Here is a 16,835-nt window from a genome sequence, read left to right on the forward strand (position 1 = left end):
CCCATGGGTTTCTGATGTCTCGGAGATCTGTTCACCCACGCTTTATATTTCACTGGATGGATAGCATGTTTCCACCGGGTACCCCTGGCACAGCCATGGAAAGCCGTTCATGGCCCTGTAGATAGGCCCGGGAGGCAGGATCTTCAAGCCCCGTGGCCAGTACCGCTTCAAAGCACCTCAGGGCCCGGGACCGTTCACTGCAGAAATAATGCGACACCCCCTGTTCAAAAAGAGCCCGGGTTTGCCGTTTGAGTTTTCTTATGGGATCAGGGTCTGCGTCAAACCGTTCATAAAGGGACACGGGCATTTTTTTCCCTTTGACCTTTACATGGCCCAGATGTCGGATGTCTATTGTTTCATCCCTGCCCAGCACCCGGGCCACGGGATCACTGATGATAAGGGACACCCCGAACAAACGGGTCATTCGCTCTATGCGCTGGGCCAGATTCACGGCATCGGAGATGACTGTACTTTCCATGCGTTTTTCTTCACCAATGGTGCCAAGCATCAGCATCCCTGTATGAACACCGATGCCCACCTGAACCGGAAAGTTTCCGTCCATTCCAGCATTCCGGTTATAGGCTGTCAAGCTCCTGAGCATACCAATGGCGGCATTCACTCCATCCCGGGGAAATCCCGGAAAAAGGGCCATGATGGCATCCCCCATGTATTTGTCAATAAAGCCGTTATGCCCCCGGATCACCGGACTGATGCATTTTAATATGGTGTTTAAAAACTGAAAATTCTCCCGGGGCGTCATCTGCTCGGACAGCGCAGTGAATCCCTTGATATCACAGAAGACAATGGTCATCTCCCGCTGCACGCAATCCCCGAGCCGTACATCAATGATCTGTTCATGCCCCATGAGTTCAAGCCCCTTTTGTGGAACAAAACGTGTCAGGGCTGTATTCATGCTTTCAATATGATCCAGAAGCATGGCATTGGAAAATGCCACATTGATACCGCCCATGAGTTTTTCCAGGAAGGCTATTTCCGCCCGGTTGTAAAATCCCCGGGTCCGGGGACCCAGGTTGATCACTCCTATTATCTTTTCTTCGTAAATGATGGGGATGGTGATGACACAATTAAATTTTGCAAAATAATTTTTCCCCGTTTCCCGGTATATGTCATACTGTTTCTGGTGGAGCACCTGCTCTTTCTCTATGACCATGTCAAACAATGGAATGCTTCTCAAGTGATCCTGCTCCACATCTATGACGGCAGGCCCATCATAGTGAAGACCCTTTTTCAGGCTAAAGCGGGTACTGCCGGTATGCCGTAGAAAAACGGAGACATTTTCAGGTTCCAGCACTGCGTCAATGGTGCTACAGATCAATTGTGCCAGCTCAGCCACGGTTTTAAGCAGAAGAATCCTGCTGTGAAATTGATCCACGGTCAAGGCATAACCATGGGATTTTCGCTGGAGCCATCTGCCGATACGGGGCTGAACCTCCATCATATAAACAAACCCCGCCATGAAACATGCAACCATCAGCAGGGTTCCCCCGGCCACACTGTACCGATGGGAATGGGTCAAAATTTCCCCCACGGCAATCCCAATAAGGGCGGTAATAACAAGAATGGAAAGGCCCCACAGCACAAGCTTGGCCATGAGCTGATCAATGTCCATGGCCCGCAGGGAAACAATGTTGATGGCCATGATGGTGACATAGAGGGGGGCCATGAAAAAGGGGCCCACCTGGTAATACCGGGTGATGCCAAGAAGGGGCAGCACAATGCACGAAAGGACCACCACCACCCCGCCCCCGGCCATGGCAAGCGCCGTGTAAAGCACCTGTTTTTCTGCAATACCCATGGTGGCACCGCGATATTGACGGACAAACATGGCACAGGCCAGAAGAATATAAGTCATCACCAAGGGGGCATAAAGGCCCTTGTACAAGGGCCCGGTCTCCCGGACCATGACCAGTTGGTGATCCACTTGGCGGATCACCATGGTTTTAACAAAAAAATCAGTGAAAATCACCGGCAGGGCCAGCACCAGAACGGGTCCACAGGTCACCGCCAGGGCAACAAGGGGGCGCTGAATTCGCATCACCGGAAAAATCATTGAAAAATAAAAATGAATGGCTACCTGAAACAGGGTAAAAATAACGGCCAGGCGATTCAACAGGGTGGTAATGCCCGGGTCTTCTGCATAGAAAAAAGCCATGAAGATGGACAGGATCAAAAGGGCCGCGCAAACTCCGATGATTAGAAACACACGGTTCTGAAGCCTGCCGGGGTTATGGGCATACACGAAAACGGCCAGCATGGCCATGATAACGGGAAAAATCACATTAACGATGTAAGGATTGTTCACACCATGACCTCCAATAACCTCTGAATACCGTTTGCCCAGAATTCGGAGCCCCATCGGGCGCCCGTCGGGAGCGGCATCATGCCATTCTCATTGTCTTGTTCTCTTGTTCAGGAGAGGGCAGTCATACCAGACGTATCTCTAATCGCTCTCCTGATCCACCCAGTTCAGGCTCCGATCAACGGCCTTTTTCCACCCGGCAAAGGCAAGCGCCCGCACTTTTGAATCCATGTGGGGTTCCCAGGTGTCATAGATTTCCCAGTTGGCCTTGAGATCATCCATGCCGGACCAGTATCCCACGGCAAGACCTGCGGCATAGGCGGCTCCCAGTGCTGTGGTTTCCGCCACCCGGGGTCGAATCACCGGCACATTTAAAATATCTGACTGAAACTGCATGAGAAGCCGGTTATGAATCATGCCGCCATCCACCTTGAGACGGGTCAGTTCCACCCCGGAATCCAGGTTCATGGCATCCACAATATCCTTTGCCTGGTATGCGGTGGCCTCCAGCACGGCCCTTGCAATGTGATGTTTATTGGCATAGCGGGTGAGTCCGGCAATGATCCCCCGGGCATCGGAACGCCAGTAGGGGGCAAACAGCCCGGAAAAGGCAGGCACACAATAAACCCCGCCATTGTCCGTCACGGCTGCTGCCAGCGCTTCAATGTCCCGGGCTTTTTTTATGAGCCCAAGGTTGTCTCTGACCCACTGTACCAGGGCACCGGCATTGGCAATGGAGCCCTCCAGGGCATAGACGGGTTTTTCATCCCCCACCTGGTAAGCCAACGTGGTTAAAAGGCCATGGGTGGACACCGTGGGCGTGATGCCGGTGTTTAAAAGCAGAAAACAGCCGGTGCCATAGGTATTCTTGGCCTCTCCGGTTTCAAAACAGGTCTGTCCGAACAAGGCCGCCTGCTGATCCCCGAGATCCCCGCACACCGGCACTTCTGCCCCCAGGGGGCCGTCTTTAAGGGTGGTTCCCCAGGTTTCACTGTCCGATGATGGCACTATGCGGGGAAGACCGGATGGGGGAATATGGAGAATATCAAGGATATCCTCGTCCCAGGCAAGGCGGTTTATATCCATCAAAAGGGTACGGCTGGCATTGGTGACGTCGGTGACATGGGCACCACCGCTGGGACCGCCGGTGAGATTCCAGATTACCCAGGTATCCATGGTACCGTACAGGGCATCCCCCTTCAGGGCCGCCGCCTTTGCTTCCGGCACATGGTCCAGAATCCACTGAATCTTGGGACCGGAAAAATAAGTGGCCACGGGGAGACCGGTTTTTGCCTTAAATCGATCCTGGCCGCCCTTGGCCATGAGTTTCCGGCAGATTGCATCTGTGCGGGCACACTGCCACACAACGGCATGGTAAAAGGGCTTGCCTGTGTGCCGGTCCCACACCACTACGGTTTCCCGCTGGTTGGTGACACCGATGGCGGCAAGGTCGGTGCCGGAAAGCCCCGCATTGGCAAGTGCTCCGGCAATGACCTCCCGGGTGTTGAGCCACACTTCCATGGGATCATGGGCCACCCATCCGGGCCGCTCAAAGATCTGCAGGTGTTCCTTTTGATCAAGGCCCACAATATTACCTTTGCGATCAAATATGATAAAACGGGTACTGGTGGTGCCCTGGTCCACGGCTCCTATGAATGTTGTCATGTTGCCCCCATATTTTTTATATGAAACTCGTAAGTTCTCAATAAGTCCGGGCATTCAGTAAATCCCATGTGAATAGCACCCGGTGTCTAAAGGGTACTCAGTCTTTACCAGCCCGAGGTTATTGATAACTTATTGTAACTCCGTCCAATAAACAGTAATCATGAGAGTTTCAATATTTGTGGTAGCTGATGTTATAGCCCTAATATGGCGCTACCACCAAACCACCATTTTTTCAAGAAAAAAAATGAATATTTATCACAAATGTTCCTTTTAGCAACCAACACCCCATTTCGATGTTTCCAATTTTGATCAATTCGTGGGGGTGCTGCCCCTATTTATTAAATTTTCTGCCTTGCAGACAGATAACTCACCTTTCGGTATTCGCCTTTCGTGGTGGGATAAGGCTCGCGTTATTGACGCTTTTGTTGCAATTTGAGTTAAGACACCGCCTGTCATCAAAGGAACCAAAAGACAAACCTGACCCCGCAGGCGCATGAGTTGTATAAAAACGCCAGCTTTGAGATGAAGTCCGAAAGTTGAGCAGATCATTTCAATAAAAGCGGACAGGTTTGCTAAACCTCCGGCCACATACCAAAACGTAACCATCCCAGATATTCCTTGCACCGGAAAGCAGCCCTGTGATAGAACCCCACTTGGAACAGATCTCATCCATCATCAAGTTTGTTTTACTAATCCAGCATGCAACTTTCGGGCTTGATTACAACATGGTCCATTTTGCAGTGGGATCAGGCTTGCCAATGAGGACTAGTGCCCCAAGTTATGACCAAGCCCCAACTTTTGGTTATGATGGATACTAGACATTACATAAAAAAAACACCCCAACACATGAAAATAACAATAGATTTAATTTTTTTTACAGCAAATTTTCACTGCCATGTGGGTTATAAAGAAAATAATAAATAAGGTACATACAGATGCCTCTTGCCGTAATACCTTCACGATATGGTTCCAAACGATTCAACGGAAAACCCCTGGCACTGGTTGCTGGAAAACCCATGATCCAGCGGGTCTATGAACAGGCAGCAAAGGCCCATTCCATTGACCAGGTGGTGGTGGCAACCGATGATGACCGTATTTTCAACACCGTCATAGCCTTTGGTGGACAGGCGGTCATGACCCGTGGGGATCTGCGATCCGGTACAGATCGGGTGTGGGAGGCCAGCCGTTTTTTCACCCCCCAACCCCACGAAGTGATCATCAATATCCAAGGAGACCAGCCGGTCTTTTCCCCGGAATGTCTGGATCAGCTCATTGCACCCTTTGACACCGATCCTGCCCTTAACATGTCCACACTGGCCGTTGAGATCACCGATCCCCGGGAGCTTACAGATCCCTGCGCAGTCAAGGTCACCTTTAATAGTAAAGGCTTTGCCCTTTACTTTTCCCGCTCCCGAATTCCCTTTCCCCGGGATGGTAGAACCCACCTTCCCACATACCGGCACCTGGGATTTTATGCCTATCGGAAATCCTTTCTTGACACCTTCACAACCCTCGGAGAAAGCCTGCTTGAAAAAACGGAAAAACTCGAACAGCTCAGGGTACTGGAACATGGCTATGACATCAAGGTGGTGGTCACTGAACATGACTCCCTGAGTGTGGATATGCCCCAAGACATTGGCCGGATTGAGGCAAAATACTTTACGCCATGAATCCACCTCGTATTCACAAAGCTGTTTACCGAAGGTTTTCCATTGGGTCCACGGTGAAACTCAGTCCCCAGAGCCTTAACCGGCTGACCCGGGTATTTTATTCATGCAAAAACACCACGCCCAATGCACTTGAAGGCAGAACCTCCGTAATATATATGGCCCTTCCGGAAACCGGACAGGTGGCCATTAAATCCTACCAGCGCGGAGGAATAATGGCACGAATCATCAAAGACCGATATCTGCAACTGGGCAAAACCCGATGTCGGAAAGAATTTGATTTTTTATGCCATGCATTCCGGGCAGGGGTATCTGTACCCCACCCCCTAATTTATATCACCCGGGGCTATCCCTTTTACAGGGCATGGCTTATTACCCGGCAAATCAAAGATCATCGTTCCTTTACCCGCATTGCCATGGAAAATCCTGCAAGGGCCGCGCAATTAATGCCAATCATTTCAAAACAGGTAAGGCGATTGATAGAAAACAGAATTTTTCATGTGGATCTTCATCCAGGCAACGTCATTATTGACCCAGCTGGAAAACCTTATATCATAGATTTTGACAAGGCCCGGTTTACCCGCTTTTCTCCCCGAAAAACAGTACAATTACTGAACAATAGATGGGAGAATGCCATTTCAAAGTATCATCTGCCCCGGGAAATAGCACCCCTGCTCCGAGACTGAATGCTTTGCAAATAAAGGTATATTTGCAAATAAAGGTATATATGACGCGCATCCAGGCCATGATAAAAAAAGCTTTACAAAATTTTCACAACTTCAGCAGAAAGCTGCTTTCCCGAACAAACCTTCAGAAAGCCGGGTATGCCATGGTTATCCTGTTCTGCCTTGCCATGTTTCTCGGAAAAGCTGCCAGCAATATCACCGGGGCGGCCCTGTTTGTTGTGTGGAGTTATTATACCATATGTTTTAACCGTAATCTGCTTTCAACACACCCCTACCTTAAGTGGTTTTTATTCCCTGTGGTTACAGGACTTTTCCTGGGCTTTTTCTCCGATTCCGGCCCCTTAAACAGTTTACAATACCTGAACCAGTTCAAATTTATGATACTGCCCCTGCCCCTTGCAGCGTTTGTAACCCGCACCAAACAGCTAAACCAGGCACTTTTTGCCATTGGCGTTTCCGCCATGATTTCAATCACCTATGGGCTTTTTACCATGGAGGGGAATCTGTTTGGATTCTTTCACGGTTTCCAAAAACTTGGCAGATGCGCCGACGCTCTGATGCTGGTCAACCTGGTATTATTTACATTTCTTTTTCTTAAAAAAAAGCACCTGCCCTATTTTCCATGGCATGTCAGGGCTGTCATGATCATTTTTTTCACTGTTTGCATGTGGGCCATGGTGATGACGGGTATCCGGGGTGCATGGATGGCTTTTTCACTGGGCGTCATGCTTGGGGCTCTTTTTTTCCGGCGCAGCCTGATTCCGATTCTGCTGATCATAATCCTTGTCTCCCTTGCGACGCTGAACCGGTTCTCCCCCAATCTCTATTTTCAGATCACAACTGAAATTTACTCCATAATGACGGTCTTCACCGATGTTTCACCAGAAAAGAAACGCCTTCCCCAGGCCCTTGCGGATCAAAGCAACGGGCTGGTGAACCCCCTGCCTTATGAATCCAATTCAATCCGCCGCCACATCATGAAAGCCGGGGTTGACTTTGCAAAGGAACGCTTCTTCTTTGGCACCGGCGTCAAAAACACCCGGGGGCTCTTCATTGATTTTTTTACCACCAGACCCGATGCATATCAAAAACGATTTTACCTTGCAAAAATTCATTCCAAAGATTTTCACAACAGCTATCTGCAGTTGATCATTGAAACAGGGATATTTGCAGCCAGTCTGTTTCTACTGAGTCTGGGGGTGCTGACAACCAAACTCATACAGACCCTTGGGCACAGTGTCCCCCCTGAAAAAACATATATTCTGGCATCCCTGCTTGGTTGTGGTGGATTTGCAGTGGCCCAGCTATTTCATACTGACCTGTTCTCCTATGGAGGTAAAATCTTCTTTTTTACCCTTTTCATGGGATGCTTCTTCATGGAGATCTGCCATGCAAAACAAACGGACATTCCAAGGTCCAACACCGCTGACTGAAAAAATGCCACCACCGGAAAAAAAGCTTTCTCTCATTGTGGCGGTATACAAAAACATAAATTTTCTGGACCTGGTGCTCGCCTCAATCCAGCGGCAATCCCACCGCAACTTTGAGGTTATCATCGCCGAGGATGATAATTGCCACAGGGTCAGAACGTTTCTTGAACAAAAAAGAAAAAAACTTTCCTTTGTCATGCACCATGTATCCCAGGTGGATGAGGGATTTCGCAAAAACTCAATCCTGAACAAGGCCATTAAAACAGCAACGGGGGAACATCTGATCTTCATCGACGGCGATTGCATTCTCCACCCCCGGTTCCTATCTGAATATGCGCGACACATCCACCAGAACACCTGCCTTTTTGGGCGCAGGGTCCGACTGGATAAAAAAACGACCCAGTTGCTTTTGCAGACAAAAAGGATTGAATGTCTCTCGCCGCTTCGCTTATTAACGACCCAGAGCAAACGGCTGGAAGACGGGCTATATCTGCCTTTTATCCGCACCTCCTCCCGCCGAAACATTCTGGGATGCAATTTTTGTGTTTCAAAAAAAGATATGGAAAAAATCAATGGTTTTGACGAAGATTTTACCCTCCCACTATATGGAGAAGATACAGATATCAAACGACGCCTGGCCCTGGCCGGCGTTCATTTCAGATCCCTGCGGTTCAAGGCGATCCAATACCACCTTTATCACCCAACAGGGAACCGCAGCAGGGCATGGAAAATCAGTGGGGCACTATATAAACAAAAAAAATCCGAAGCTCGGTTTTTCTGCAAAAACGGCTTAAAAAAACATGCCACAGACAATTGAGGATAACACCAGACCATTATCCTCAAACATGGCTTGAACCCTTGGTCATATTTTAGTACATTAACGCCACCGTCATGGGTTCTTTGCTCTGCCACCGCATGCGGTATGCAATGCATTCTCAAAACAACCCATGGGCAATGAGAACCCGGGTCCCACGGAGCCTTAAAATTGAACTCCCACTCCCCCCGGAGAACGACGGTGAAACGCGGCCGTTTTTGTAATCAATCCAGAATTTTGCATGGGCAAAATATAAAGATCGACCTTTATGCTAACATCCGGAGTATGCCAATGGGCAAAATTAAAGCAATACTGTTTGATATGGATGGTGTCCTCATAGAAGCCAAGGACTGGCACTATGATGCCTTGAATAAGGCCCTGGGTCTTTTCGGCATGGAAATCAGCCGTTACGACCACCTGGTAACCTACGATGGCCTTCCCACCAATCGCAAACTGGACATGCTGACAATGGAACAGGGCCTTTCAAAGGAACTGCATCCCTTTATTTATGAAATGAAGCAACAATACACCATGGAAATCGTTCATGTCCGGTGCAAGCCCAGATTTTACCATGAGTATGCCCTGTCAACACTCAAAAACGAAAATTACAGTATTGCAGTGTGCTCCAACGCCATCCGCAACTCCGTGGCAGTGATGCTGGAAAAGGCGGCTCTGTCCCCCTATGTTGACTTTTTTATTTCAAACCAGGATGTAAGCCATCCCAAACCTGACCCGGAGATGTACATCACTGCCATGGATCGGCTGCACCTTTCCCCCGATCAATGCATGATTGTGGAGGACAATGAAAAGGGCATTCAAGCGGCCAGGGCAAGCAAGGCCCACGTCATGGAAGTCGATACGGTTGAAGATGTCAACTACCAGAACATTATGAATCATATCAAAGGCTTTGAAAATGCATAAAACAAATATTCTGGTCCCCATGGCGGGAAAAAGTGTCTTCTTTGATGAAGACGCCTACCATTATCCAAAACCCCTGGTTGAGATCAATGGAAAACCCATGATCCAACATGTCATTGAAAATCTCTCAACCATTGACGTCATCGACAAATTTATTTTTGTGGTGAACCGCGAGGCGTGCCGAAAATATCATCTGGACAATGTCCTGAACCTGCTCACCCATGGCCAGTGTGAAATCATTACCATTGCCCGGGAGACAAAGGGATTTGCCTGCAGCGCCCTTCTGGCCATCGAACATATCAACAATGACGATGAACTCATCATCTCAAACAGTGATCAGGTTTTTTGGGAAGATCTCAATACCATGCTCGACAGCTTTCGAAAAAAAGAGCTGGATGCGGGGGTTCCCGTTTTTGAAGCTGTCCACCCCAGATGGTCCTATGTACGACTGGATACAGAGCAGCACATCATGGAAACTGCCGAGAAAAAACCTCTGAGCAGACACGCCATTGCCGGGTTGTTCTACTTTCGACAGGGCCGTCTTTTTGTAAATGCAGCCATGAAAATGATCAGAAAGGACGCCAGTGTCAACGGTGCCTACTACATTGCCCCGGCGTTGAATGAGCTGATCCTTGAAAAACGTAACCTGGGTATCCATACCGTTGCCGGTGAAAAGTATCACTCATTTTACACCCCTGAAAAAATCAAAATCTATGAAAACAGGAAAAAACCTCAATGATAAACATTGTGATCCCCATGGCCGGAGAAGGAAGCCGTTTTGCAGCAGCCGGCTACACCACCCCCAAACCATTTATAGATGTCAACGGAAAAACAATGGTTGAGCAGGTACTGGACAACCTTGCCTGCCCGGATGCACATTTTATTCTCATTGCAAGAAAAAAGCATATGGACGATCAGGCTTCCCTGGTTGACCGCATTCGCTCCCGGTACAATGCAAGGTTCATCCCCGTGGAGCGCCTCACCCAGGGCACGGCCTGCACCGTATTGTTCGCCAGAAAAGAGATCAACAATGACACGCCCCTGATCATTGCCAACAGTGATCAGCTGGTGGACCTGTCCATGGCTGATTTTATTGAGGATTCCAGGAAACGCGGGCTTGACGGCTCCATACTCACCTTTGTGGACCGACACAGGGATCCCAAATGGTCCTTTGCCAGGCTGAACCGCCACAATCATGTGGTGGAGGTCAAAGAAAAAAAAGCCATCTCCGACATTGCCACGGTGGGCATATATCTCTTTACCCGGGGACACTATTTTGTGGATGCCGCCATTGACATGATAATAGAAGATGAGCGTGTCAACAATGAATTTTATACCTGCCCCACCTACAATTACATCATCCGTGAGGGAAAAAAAATCGGGGTGTTCCACATTGATCCGGAACAGATGCATGGACTGGGTACCCCCGATGATCTGAATGCATATCTCAACAGATAGCCATTTTATCGCTTCTTCAATGGAAAGGCGCCTTGACCTCTTTGTCATGGGATTTTTCTGGGGGGAATCTCCACAATATCTGCCCCCTCACACGTGATGGCCCAACATAGCTCAGTGTTCCAGCGGGGTCAGGACTCTACACAATCTCTTTTTTTCAAAATCTGTCTTGATTAAAGGGCTTGGTCATAAGATAGGCCATGCTGGGAAGGGGTCAAGCCCCCTATCCATGCTGCAGGAGATAATCCGCCACCCGGATGGAAGCGCTGCCATCCAGGGGGCCCAGGAGCATGTCGGTATATTCCAGCCGTTTTGCCTCAAACTCGCCGGGATATTCCAACTGCTGCTCCACGGTTTTGCCAAGCGCATCATATTTCCCCACATGGACTGCAATGTCACGATATTGAAACAATTTAGTATCCATGCGTTTCAGATATCGAAATCTTAAGGGTCCCCTGTAGGTCCAGCGCAACTTCAGAAAATCACACCACACCACAGGTTTGTTTAACGCGGCAAACTCGAAAAGGGTGGAAGAGGCATCACTGATCAACAAATCCGCTGTTTTTAAAAAAGGAAGAATGGAGTATTCATCAGGGCTGGCTGCATACACATTGTTATATCGGCTCCATAGATTCAATTTTCTTATCTGTTTTCTGTATCTCTTTTTAAGGTATGAGAAAAAATGAAATTTCACCAAAATATTATAGGCCTCAAAATCCCGTGGGAAATTATCCGGAAAGAGCTCTATTGAACTGGGATAAAAAGTGGGCGCATACAGCAGGGTGGGTTTTTCTGGGTCCAAGCCCAATTTTTCAAAATCAAGGGAAGGCTGGGTATTGTTGATGAGGGGGTCCATCTTTGAAAATCCCACCAGCACCTGATTCCCATGAGGGTAGGCTTTTTTCAGCTCCCTGAAATGGTGGGTACCGTCCACAAAACGCACATCCATGCGGTTCATGCCCGACTGGTAGCCCACGGATTTCACCCCTGCCCCATGGTTGATCAGAGCCGTTTGGGTACCAGGGGGAATCTGATCGATATGATCAAAGCCATTTCCGAAAATGATCCATCGGGCATTGCCTGTGCGATAATATTCCAGGGCCTCTTTCTCCGAAACCACAAACAAATGGGGCAAATCCAGTCGATGCACCTCCCTCTGGATGAGATGATCCATGGCATCGTTTCGGTACATCACAAACATGCAGTCAGCTCCCCTTTCCCGGAGAATACGGTAAACAGAGAGATATTGGGGCAGATAATAGAGATGGGCAACATCAAAAACAATTTTCATATTTTTCTCACCTTACAGCCGGAGAACAAAAGGCCACCACAGGGTTTCAGGCAATTTTCCAGTACTATTTTATAGCCGCATGGCATCGACCACCTGCCACAACAAAATTAAAAAAATTGAGATAACGGCAGATCCCGACAAACCAGAAAATTTTTCATATTCACCATTTATAATAGCGATGCTTCAGACGTATTTTCAACCGGCGTATCAAATTAAGGGGTTTCGGTTTCAAATTTTTTCTCTCCAAGGCAAAAAAAAGCTCCACAGCTGCAAGCACCCTGGAACTGGAGAGACCATCATCATAGGGGTGAATATGGGCAATATAACGATCCAGGGAGGAGATCAAAGCAGGCGGACGGTCCAGGGCATTGCTAATGGCTCCCCTGATCTCTCCGGGGGTGGTGACATCAATAAGATGCTCCCCGGGAACCCGGGTACGGAACGTCACCACCGGCTTTCGCTGGAGAATAAATTCGGAAATAATGGATGATGTGTCAGACAGCATGACATGGGCCTGTTTCAGCATCGGTATTACATCATCCCCCTCATAGAAAAGTGCCTGGTGTTTCCGGCATAGCTGCTTATATTTTAAAATTATATCCGGGTCCATTTTGGGATGAAAAGTAATGATCCAACGCCATTTTTTTTCGCCCATCATGGCCGCCACTGAGTCATAAATTCGGTGGGCCGCGCTCAGAGCCGGTGTAAATGTGGAGGTAAACAGCACCACCGGCCGGAGATCTGATGTTTTTTCTGAACTCCCATCCCCCTCCTTATCACACCTGAACAAAGGGTCCACCTTGGGCCACCCGGTCTCCATAACCCTGAAATAACCATGGGAAGCTTCCAGTTCTTTAAAAGGGATGGTGGTGGACGGCCCCTGGGTGCAATAGATGTCAAAAAAACCCCTGATTTTAAAATGTCCCCGGGAAGCATCCCGTTTCAGGGCATTAAATCCATGAAAGAGTTGTACCTTGATCCCAGGAAAAAAGTCCGGCACCACATTGCTGGCCACAAAAACCACATCCGGTTGAAACGCCATGACCTCGTCCACGGTTTTCAGTAAATGCTCTGTCTTCTTCATATAAGGGATATATTGTTTCTGCGCCAGGAACCACGCCACGCATCCCCCCTGACGAAGGATTTCCTCCTGGAGGGGACGTACAATGGCAAAGGCATAAAGGTGGGAAACATAGAGAAGATATTTTTTCATTATTTCAGCATTTCCTTTCTCGCCATCGACGGAAATATTCTCAGAACCAGACCAATCCATGGGATGGAATCAACGCCTGTCGATTTCATTGCGCCCTGCCATACGGTGTAAAGTCCACAGGCCCGCATATTTGTTAAATGCCCCCTGGCTGTACATCGCCGCCACCAGAAATCCCACCTGTCCATCCAGAAACCCCAGCCGAATAACATAACAACGGAAGAATACCCAGATGGCACGGAAAAGGGCCCCTGGGAGGCCCCAGCCCCTTTTTCCTGCATTGAAACGTTTCCTGGCACCCAGCCATGAATAGGTACGATTTTTGGTCAGATAATGTTCAAAATCTCGGATGGAATAGTGAATCAGTCGTCCCTTGAGTCTGCCCACACGGCTTCCCTTAGGAAGTATCACCTTTTCGTGGACAATGGCATCGGAGAAGCGTGCACCCTCCCGCCGGAACAGGCGCTTTACACTGCGCGCACTGTTGCCGTAATTAAGTTGTTTCCCAAAATTAATAACCGCCCAGGGAATTCTGAATGCAGTTTCCCGGGGATGTTGATTCAACACAGCAATAATTTCCTGGGCAAGTTCGGGGGAGACCACTTCATCGGCATCTATGGAGAGCACCCAATCACACCGGGCCTTGGAAAGAGCCCTCTGTTTCTGAGGACCGTATCCCGGCCAGTCCGTCTGGAAAATATGATCTGTATACCGTGCAGCAATGTCCAGGGTATTATCCTGGCTGCCGTTGTCAAACACAATGATCTCATCGGCAAGGGGGTGTATGGATGCCAGACACCGCTCCAGACGATCAGCCTCATTCCTGGTAATAAGAATAACCGAAAGGGTAAATTTTTTTTCCATCCCATCCCCATGATACTGAATAATCTGTTGCCAAAGCATGACCCGTCAAACAAGAAGGGACATGTTCAATTACCAAAGGTGTAAACAATGCTGGAGCCGTCCTTCCGGCACCTGTGTGGACATTGCTCTGCACTGCAGCGGAAACAAGTACCATATTTTTTTAAATTTTTCACCCAACTTCCCACTAATTCCAATTTTAACCCACTGTTTTTTCCCCGGGCGGATCAGGCCCATTTTTCTCCCTGTTTCTGGAGAAAAGAATATGGTATAAGGGGCATGGCAGAACAATGTGCCACAACCAAGATTTAAATATCAATGATTCCAAATCGTTGTGTCCAAAGCTCGTAATTTATCAATAACCTCGGGCTGACAAAGCCCGATACCTCTTTAAACACCGGGGACTATTCAAAAGGATCTCTGAATACCCAGGCATATTGGAAAATTACGGAAAATCGACACAACTATTATAAAAAACTTTCAGAAACAGGATATCCCACGTTGAAACAACTGAACCGAAAAAGAGACCGACTGCTTTATCATGCGATCCTTGCCCTCCTTTCAGCCATTGCCCTGCTCCCTAAATCCTGGAGCAAATCCGTTGCCGGTTTTCTGGGAAACATCTGGTTTCGCATGGACCACCGACACCGCCACATTACTTTGGAAAATCTGACCCATGCCTATGGTCAGCACCTGACCTGCCAGGAACGCCATGACATGGCCCGAAAGGTGTTTAACCATTTCATCATGATTATTTTCCGGATTGCCTGGGGCAGAACCATTGAACTTAAACATTTTTCCAGATGGTTCACCATCTCTGGAATGGCAAATTATCATGCAGCGTCCCGGCAAAAAAAAGGTGTTCTCTTTCTCACCGCGCATTTGGGTTCATGGGAACTGTTTCCCTTCTTTTATGCCCACACCGGCCTTGTGCATAAGGGGGCCAGCGTTTTTCGACCCCTGAGATCCCCTGCTCTGGAACACTTTATCACCAATCTTCGCCAGCGATTCGGGGGGACAATGTTTCCTTTAAAAAAAGCCCTGGCCAGCATCATTGAGACCCTTGAAAATCAAGGAACGGCTCTGCTTCTCATGGACCAGAGCACCAAGGCCCATAAGGGAACCGTCATTGAATTCTTCGGACGCAGGACCTATGCCAACAAAGGAATGGCACGACTGGCCCGGGACACCGGCGCACCAGTGGTACCCATGTTTTTAATCCAGAATGGGGATGGCTACCTCATTGTCATAGAACCGGAAATTCCCTTTGTGGATGCAGGGGATGAAGAGACGAGCCTGCAGATCAATACCCAGAACTATAACCGGGCCATTGAAAAAATGGTAAACCAGTACCCGGATCAATATTTCTGGCTGCACAACCGCTGGAAATATCAGCCCAAACAATGACAAAAAGGATATATTGGGATGACAAAGGCTTACCAGGGACAAGATCATGGCCAACCAGAAGGGGCAGATATGAAAATTCTCATTGTCAAACTAGGAGCCATGGGGGACGTGATCAACACCCTTCCAGCGGTTATCCGACTGAAAAATCATTTTCATGCAAAGATCCACTGGCTGGTGGCACCCTTAAGTCTGCCCCTGCTTATGGATCATCCGGCGGTGGATAATACCATTATTTTTGACCGCCACGAAAAAAACAGTTTGTTTAAAACCCTTAGCACCCTTCGCCAGCAATACTTTGATCTCACCATTGATTTCCAGCGTACCCTGAAATCGGGTTTTTTCTGTATGGCGGCCCGGAGCAAACAACGACTGGGGTTTGATAAGGCACGATGCAAGGAATTTACCTGGATGCTTCCCTTTACCCGTATTGCCCCCGATGATCCGGGAAAGCACATGCTTGACCAGTATCTTGATTTCTGTGACCACCTCAATATTGCCTGGTCCCCCGTTGAATGGGGCATCACCGGCCATCCCTTTTCCCGACTTCCCATGCCCCGGGACTATGTGGTGCTCAACATCGGAGCCACCAAAAAGGCCAATTTGTGGAACCCTGAGAATTTTGCCCTTCTGGCGGACATGATCCATGGCAAAACAGGTATGATGTCGGTGATCACCGGCGGCCCCGAGGATGTGGACCGGGGAAGGGAAGTGGAAGCCCATACCCGGACAAAACCAGTGAACCTGACCGGAAAAACCAGCCTCCGGGAGTTGACGGGCATTCTGTCCCGGGCCCGGGGGGTGGTAAGTTGCGACACAGGCCCCATGCATCTTGCCGTGGCCCTGGGCATTCCCACCCTTGGTCTGTTTGGTCCCTCAAACCCCCGGAGAACCGGTCCCTATGGGGGGGAAGTAATTCTGTCCGGCATTGACTGTTCTCCCTGCAACCGACGGGAATGTCCAAATCCTGAGTGCATGGCCCTCATTCATCCTGCAAGGGTATATGAAAAATTTATCCACATGATCCGCCCACATTCCAAAACAAGGGCCTGATCACAAGATCGACAACCTATCACAACTGCTGCCAACGGAGTCAGGCTTGTGTTATTGGAGG

Annotated in this window: 14 protein-coding genes; 9 read left to right on the plus strand and 5 right to left on the minus strand. The window is 48.8% G+C overall.

From position 1 onward, the window contains the following. Positions 1-49: 49 nt before the first annotated feature. Together ACYQ2M_RS01275 and glpK are read right to left on the minus strand one after the other, a co-directional pair. Entirely contained in the window at positions 50-2,323 is a 2,274-nt protein-coding gene (locus ACYQ2M_RS01275; RefSeq protein ID WP_459914494.1) for an adenylate/guanylate cyclase domain-containing protein, read from the minus strand. A 138-nt stretch (positions 2,324-2,461) separates the two neighbouring features. After that, positions 2,462-3,985, minus strand: a complete 1,524-nt coding sequence (gene glpK / locus ACYQ2M_RS01280) for a glycerol kinase GlpK (RefSeq protein ID WP_459914495.1) — start codon at positions 3,983-3,985, stop codon at positions 2,462-2,464. Positions 3,986-4,920: 935 nt separating this feature from the next. Between glpK and kdsB the strand changes: the two genes are divergently transcribed. The 7 genes from kdsB (at position 4,921) to ACYQ2M_RS01315 (ending at position 10,958) form a co-directional block, all read left to right on the plus strand. Continuing rightward, on the plus strand, positions 4,921-5,655 hold the full coding sequence (kdsB, locus tag ACYQ2M_RS01285) for a 3-deoxy-manno-octulosonate cytidylyltransferase (RefSeq protein ID WP_459914496.1): 735 nt from the start codon (positions 4,921-4,923) through the stop codon (positions 5,653-5,655). Continuing rightward, positions 5,652-6,338: a lipopolysaccharide kinase InaA family protein gene (locus tag ACYQ2M_RS01290; RefSeq protein WP_459914497.1), complete on the plus strand. Its 687-nt coding sequence runs from the start codon at positions 5,652-5,654 to the stop codon at positions 6,336-6,338. Before kdsB ends, ACYQ2M_RS01290 begins: the two co-directional genes overlap by 4 nt. Positions 6,339-6,379: 41 nt before the next feature. Further along, on the plus strand, positions 6,380-7,771 hold the full coding sequence (locus ACYQ2M_RS01295) for an O-antigen ligase family protein (protein ID WP_459914498.1): 1,392 nt from the start codon (positions 6,380-6,382) through the stop codon (positions 7,769-7,771). After that, entirely contained in the window at positions 7,728-8,585 is an 858-nt protein-coding gene (locus tag ACYQ2M_RS01300; protein WP_459914499.1) for a glycosyltransferase, read from the plus strand. Before ACYQ2M_RS01295 ends, ACYQ2M_RS01300 begins: the two co-directional genes overlap by 44 nt. Positions 8,586-8,873: 288 nt before the next feature. After that, on the plus strand, positions 8,874-9,503 hold the full coding sequence (locus ACYQ2M_RS01305; RefSeq protein ID WP_459914500.1) for an HAD family hydrolase: 630 nt from the start codon (positions 8,874-8,876) through the stop codon (positions 9,501-9,503). Continuing rightward, a complete protein-coding gene (locus tag ACYQ2M_RS01310; RefSeq protein ID WP_459914501.1) occupies positions 9,496-10,239 on the plus strand; it encodes a glycosyltransferase family 2 protein in 744 nt (247 codons plus the stop codon). Before ACYQ2M_RS01305 ends, ACYQ2M_RS01310 begins: the two co-directional genes overlap by 8 nt. Further along, on the plus strand, positions 10,236-10,958 hold the full coding sequence (locus tag ACYQ2M_RS01315; protein WP_459914502.1) for a glycosyltransferase family 2 protein: 723 nt from the start codon (positions 10,236-10,238) through the stop codon (positions 10,956-10,958). The genes ACYQ2M_RS01310 and ACYQ2M_RS01315 overlap by 4 nt, the downstream gene beginning before the upstream one ends. 220 nt (positions 10,959-11,178) lie before the next feature. Here ACYQ2M_RS01315 and ACYQ2M_RS01320 read toward each other — a convergent pair whose 3' ends face one another. The 3 genes from ACYQ2M_RS01320 to ACYQ2M_RS01330 form a co-directional block, all read right to left on the minus strand. Next, a complete protein-coding gene (locus ACYQ2M_RS01320; RefSeq protein ID WP_459914503.1) occupies positions 11,179-12,246 on the minus strand; it encodes a CDP-glycerol glycerophosphotransferase family protein in 1,068 nt (355 codons plus the stop codon). A 160-nt stretch (positions 12,247-12,406) separates the two neighbouring features. Then, a complete protein-coding gene (locus ACYQ2M_RS01325) occupies positions 12,407-13,459 on the minus strand; it encodes a UDP-N-acetylglucosamine 2-epimerase (RefSeq protein WP_459914504.1) in 1,053 nt (350 codons plus the stop codon). Positions 13,460-13,528: 69 nt separating this feature from the next. Beyond that, the gene (locus ACYQ2M_RS01330) at positions 13,529-14,320 is read right to left on the minus strand and encodes a glycosyltransferase family 2 protein (protein ID WP_459914505.1); all 792 of its coding nucleotides are present in this window, start codon (positions 14,318-14,320) and stop codon (positions 13,529-13,531) included. Between the two features lie 498 nt (positions 14,321-14,818). On the opposite strand from ACYQ2M_RS01330, the gene ACYQ2M_RS01335 reads away from it, so the two are divergent. Continuing rightward, a complete protein-coding gene (locus ACYQ2M_RS01335) occupies positions 14,819-15,724 on the plus strand; it encodes a lysophospholipid acyltransferase family protein (protein ID WP_459914506.1) in 906 nt (301 codons plus the stop codon). 18 nt (positions 15,725-15,742) lie between these two features. Further along, on the plus strand, positions 15,743-16,774 hold the full coding sequence (locus ACYQ2M_RS01340) for a glycosyltransferase family 9 protein (protein WP_459914507.1): 1,032 nt from the start codon (positions 15,743-15,745) through the stop codon (positions 16,772-16,774). Positions 16,775-16,835 lie beyond the last annotated feature (61 nt).

The organism is Desulfocicer niacini, from assembly GCF_054657595.1.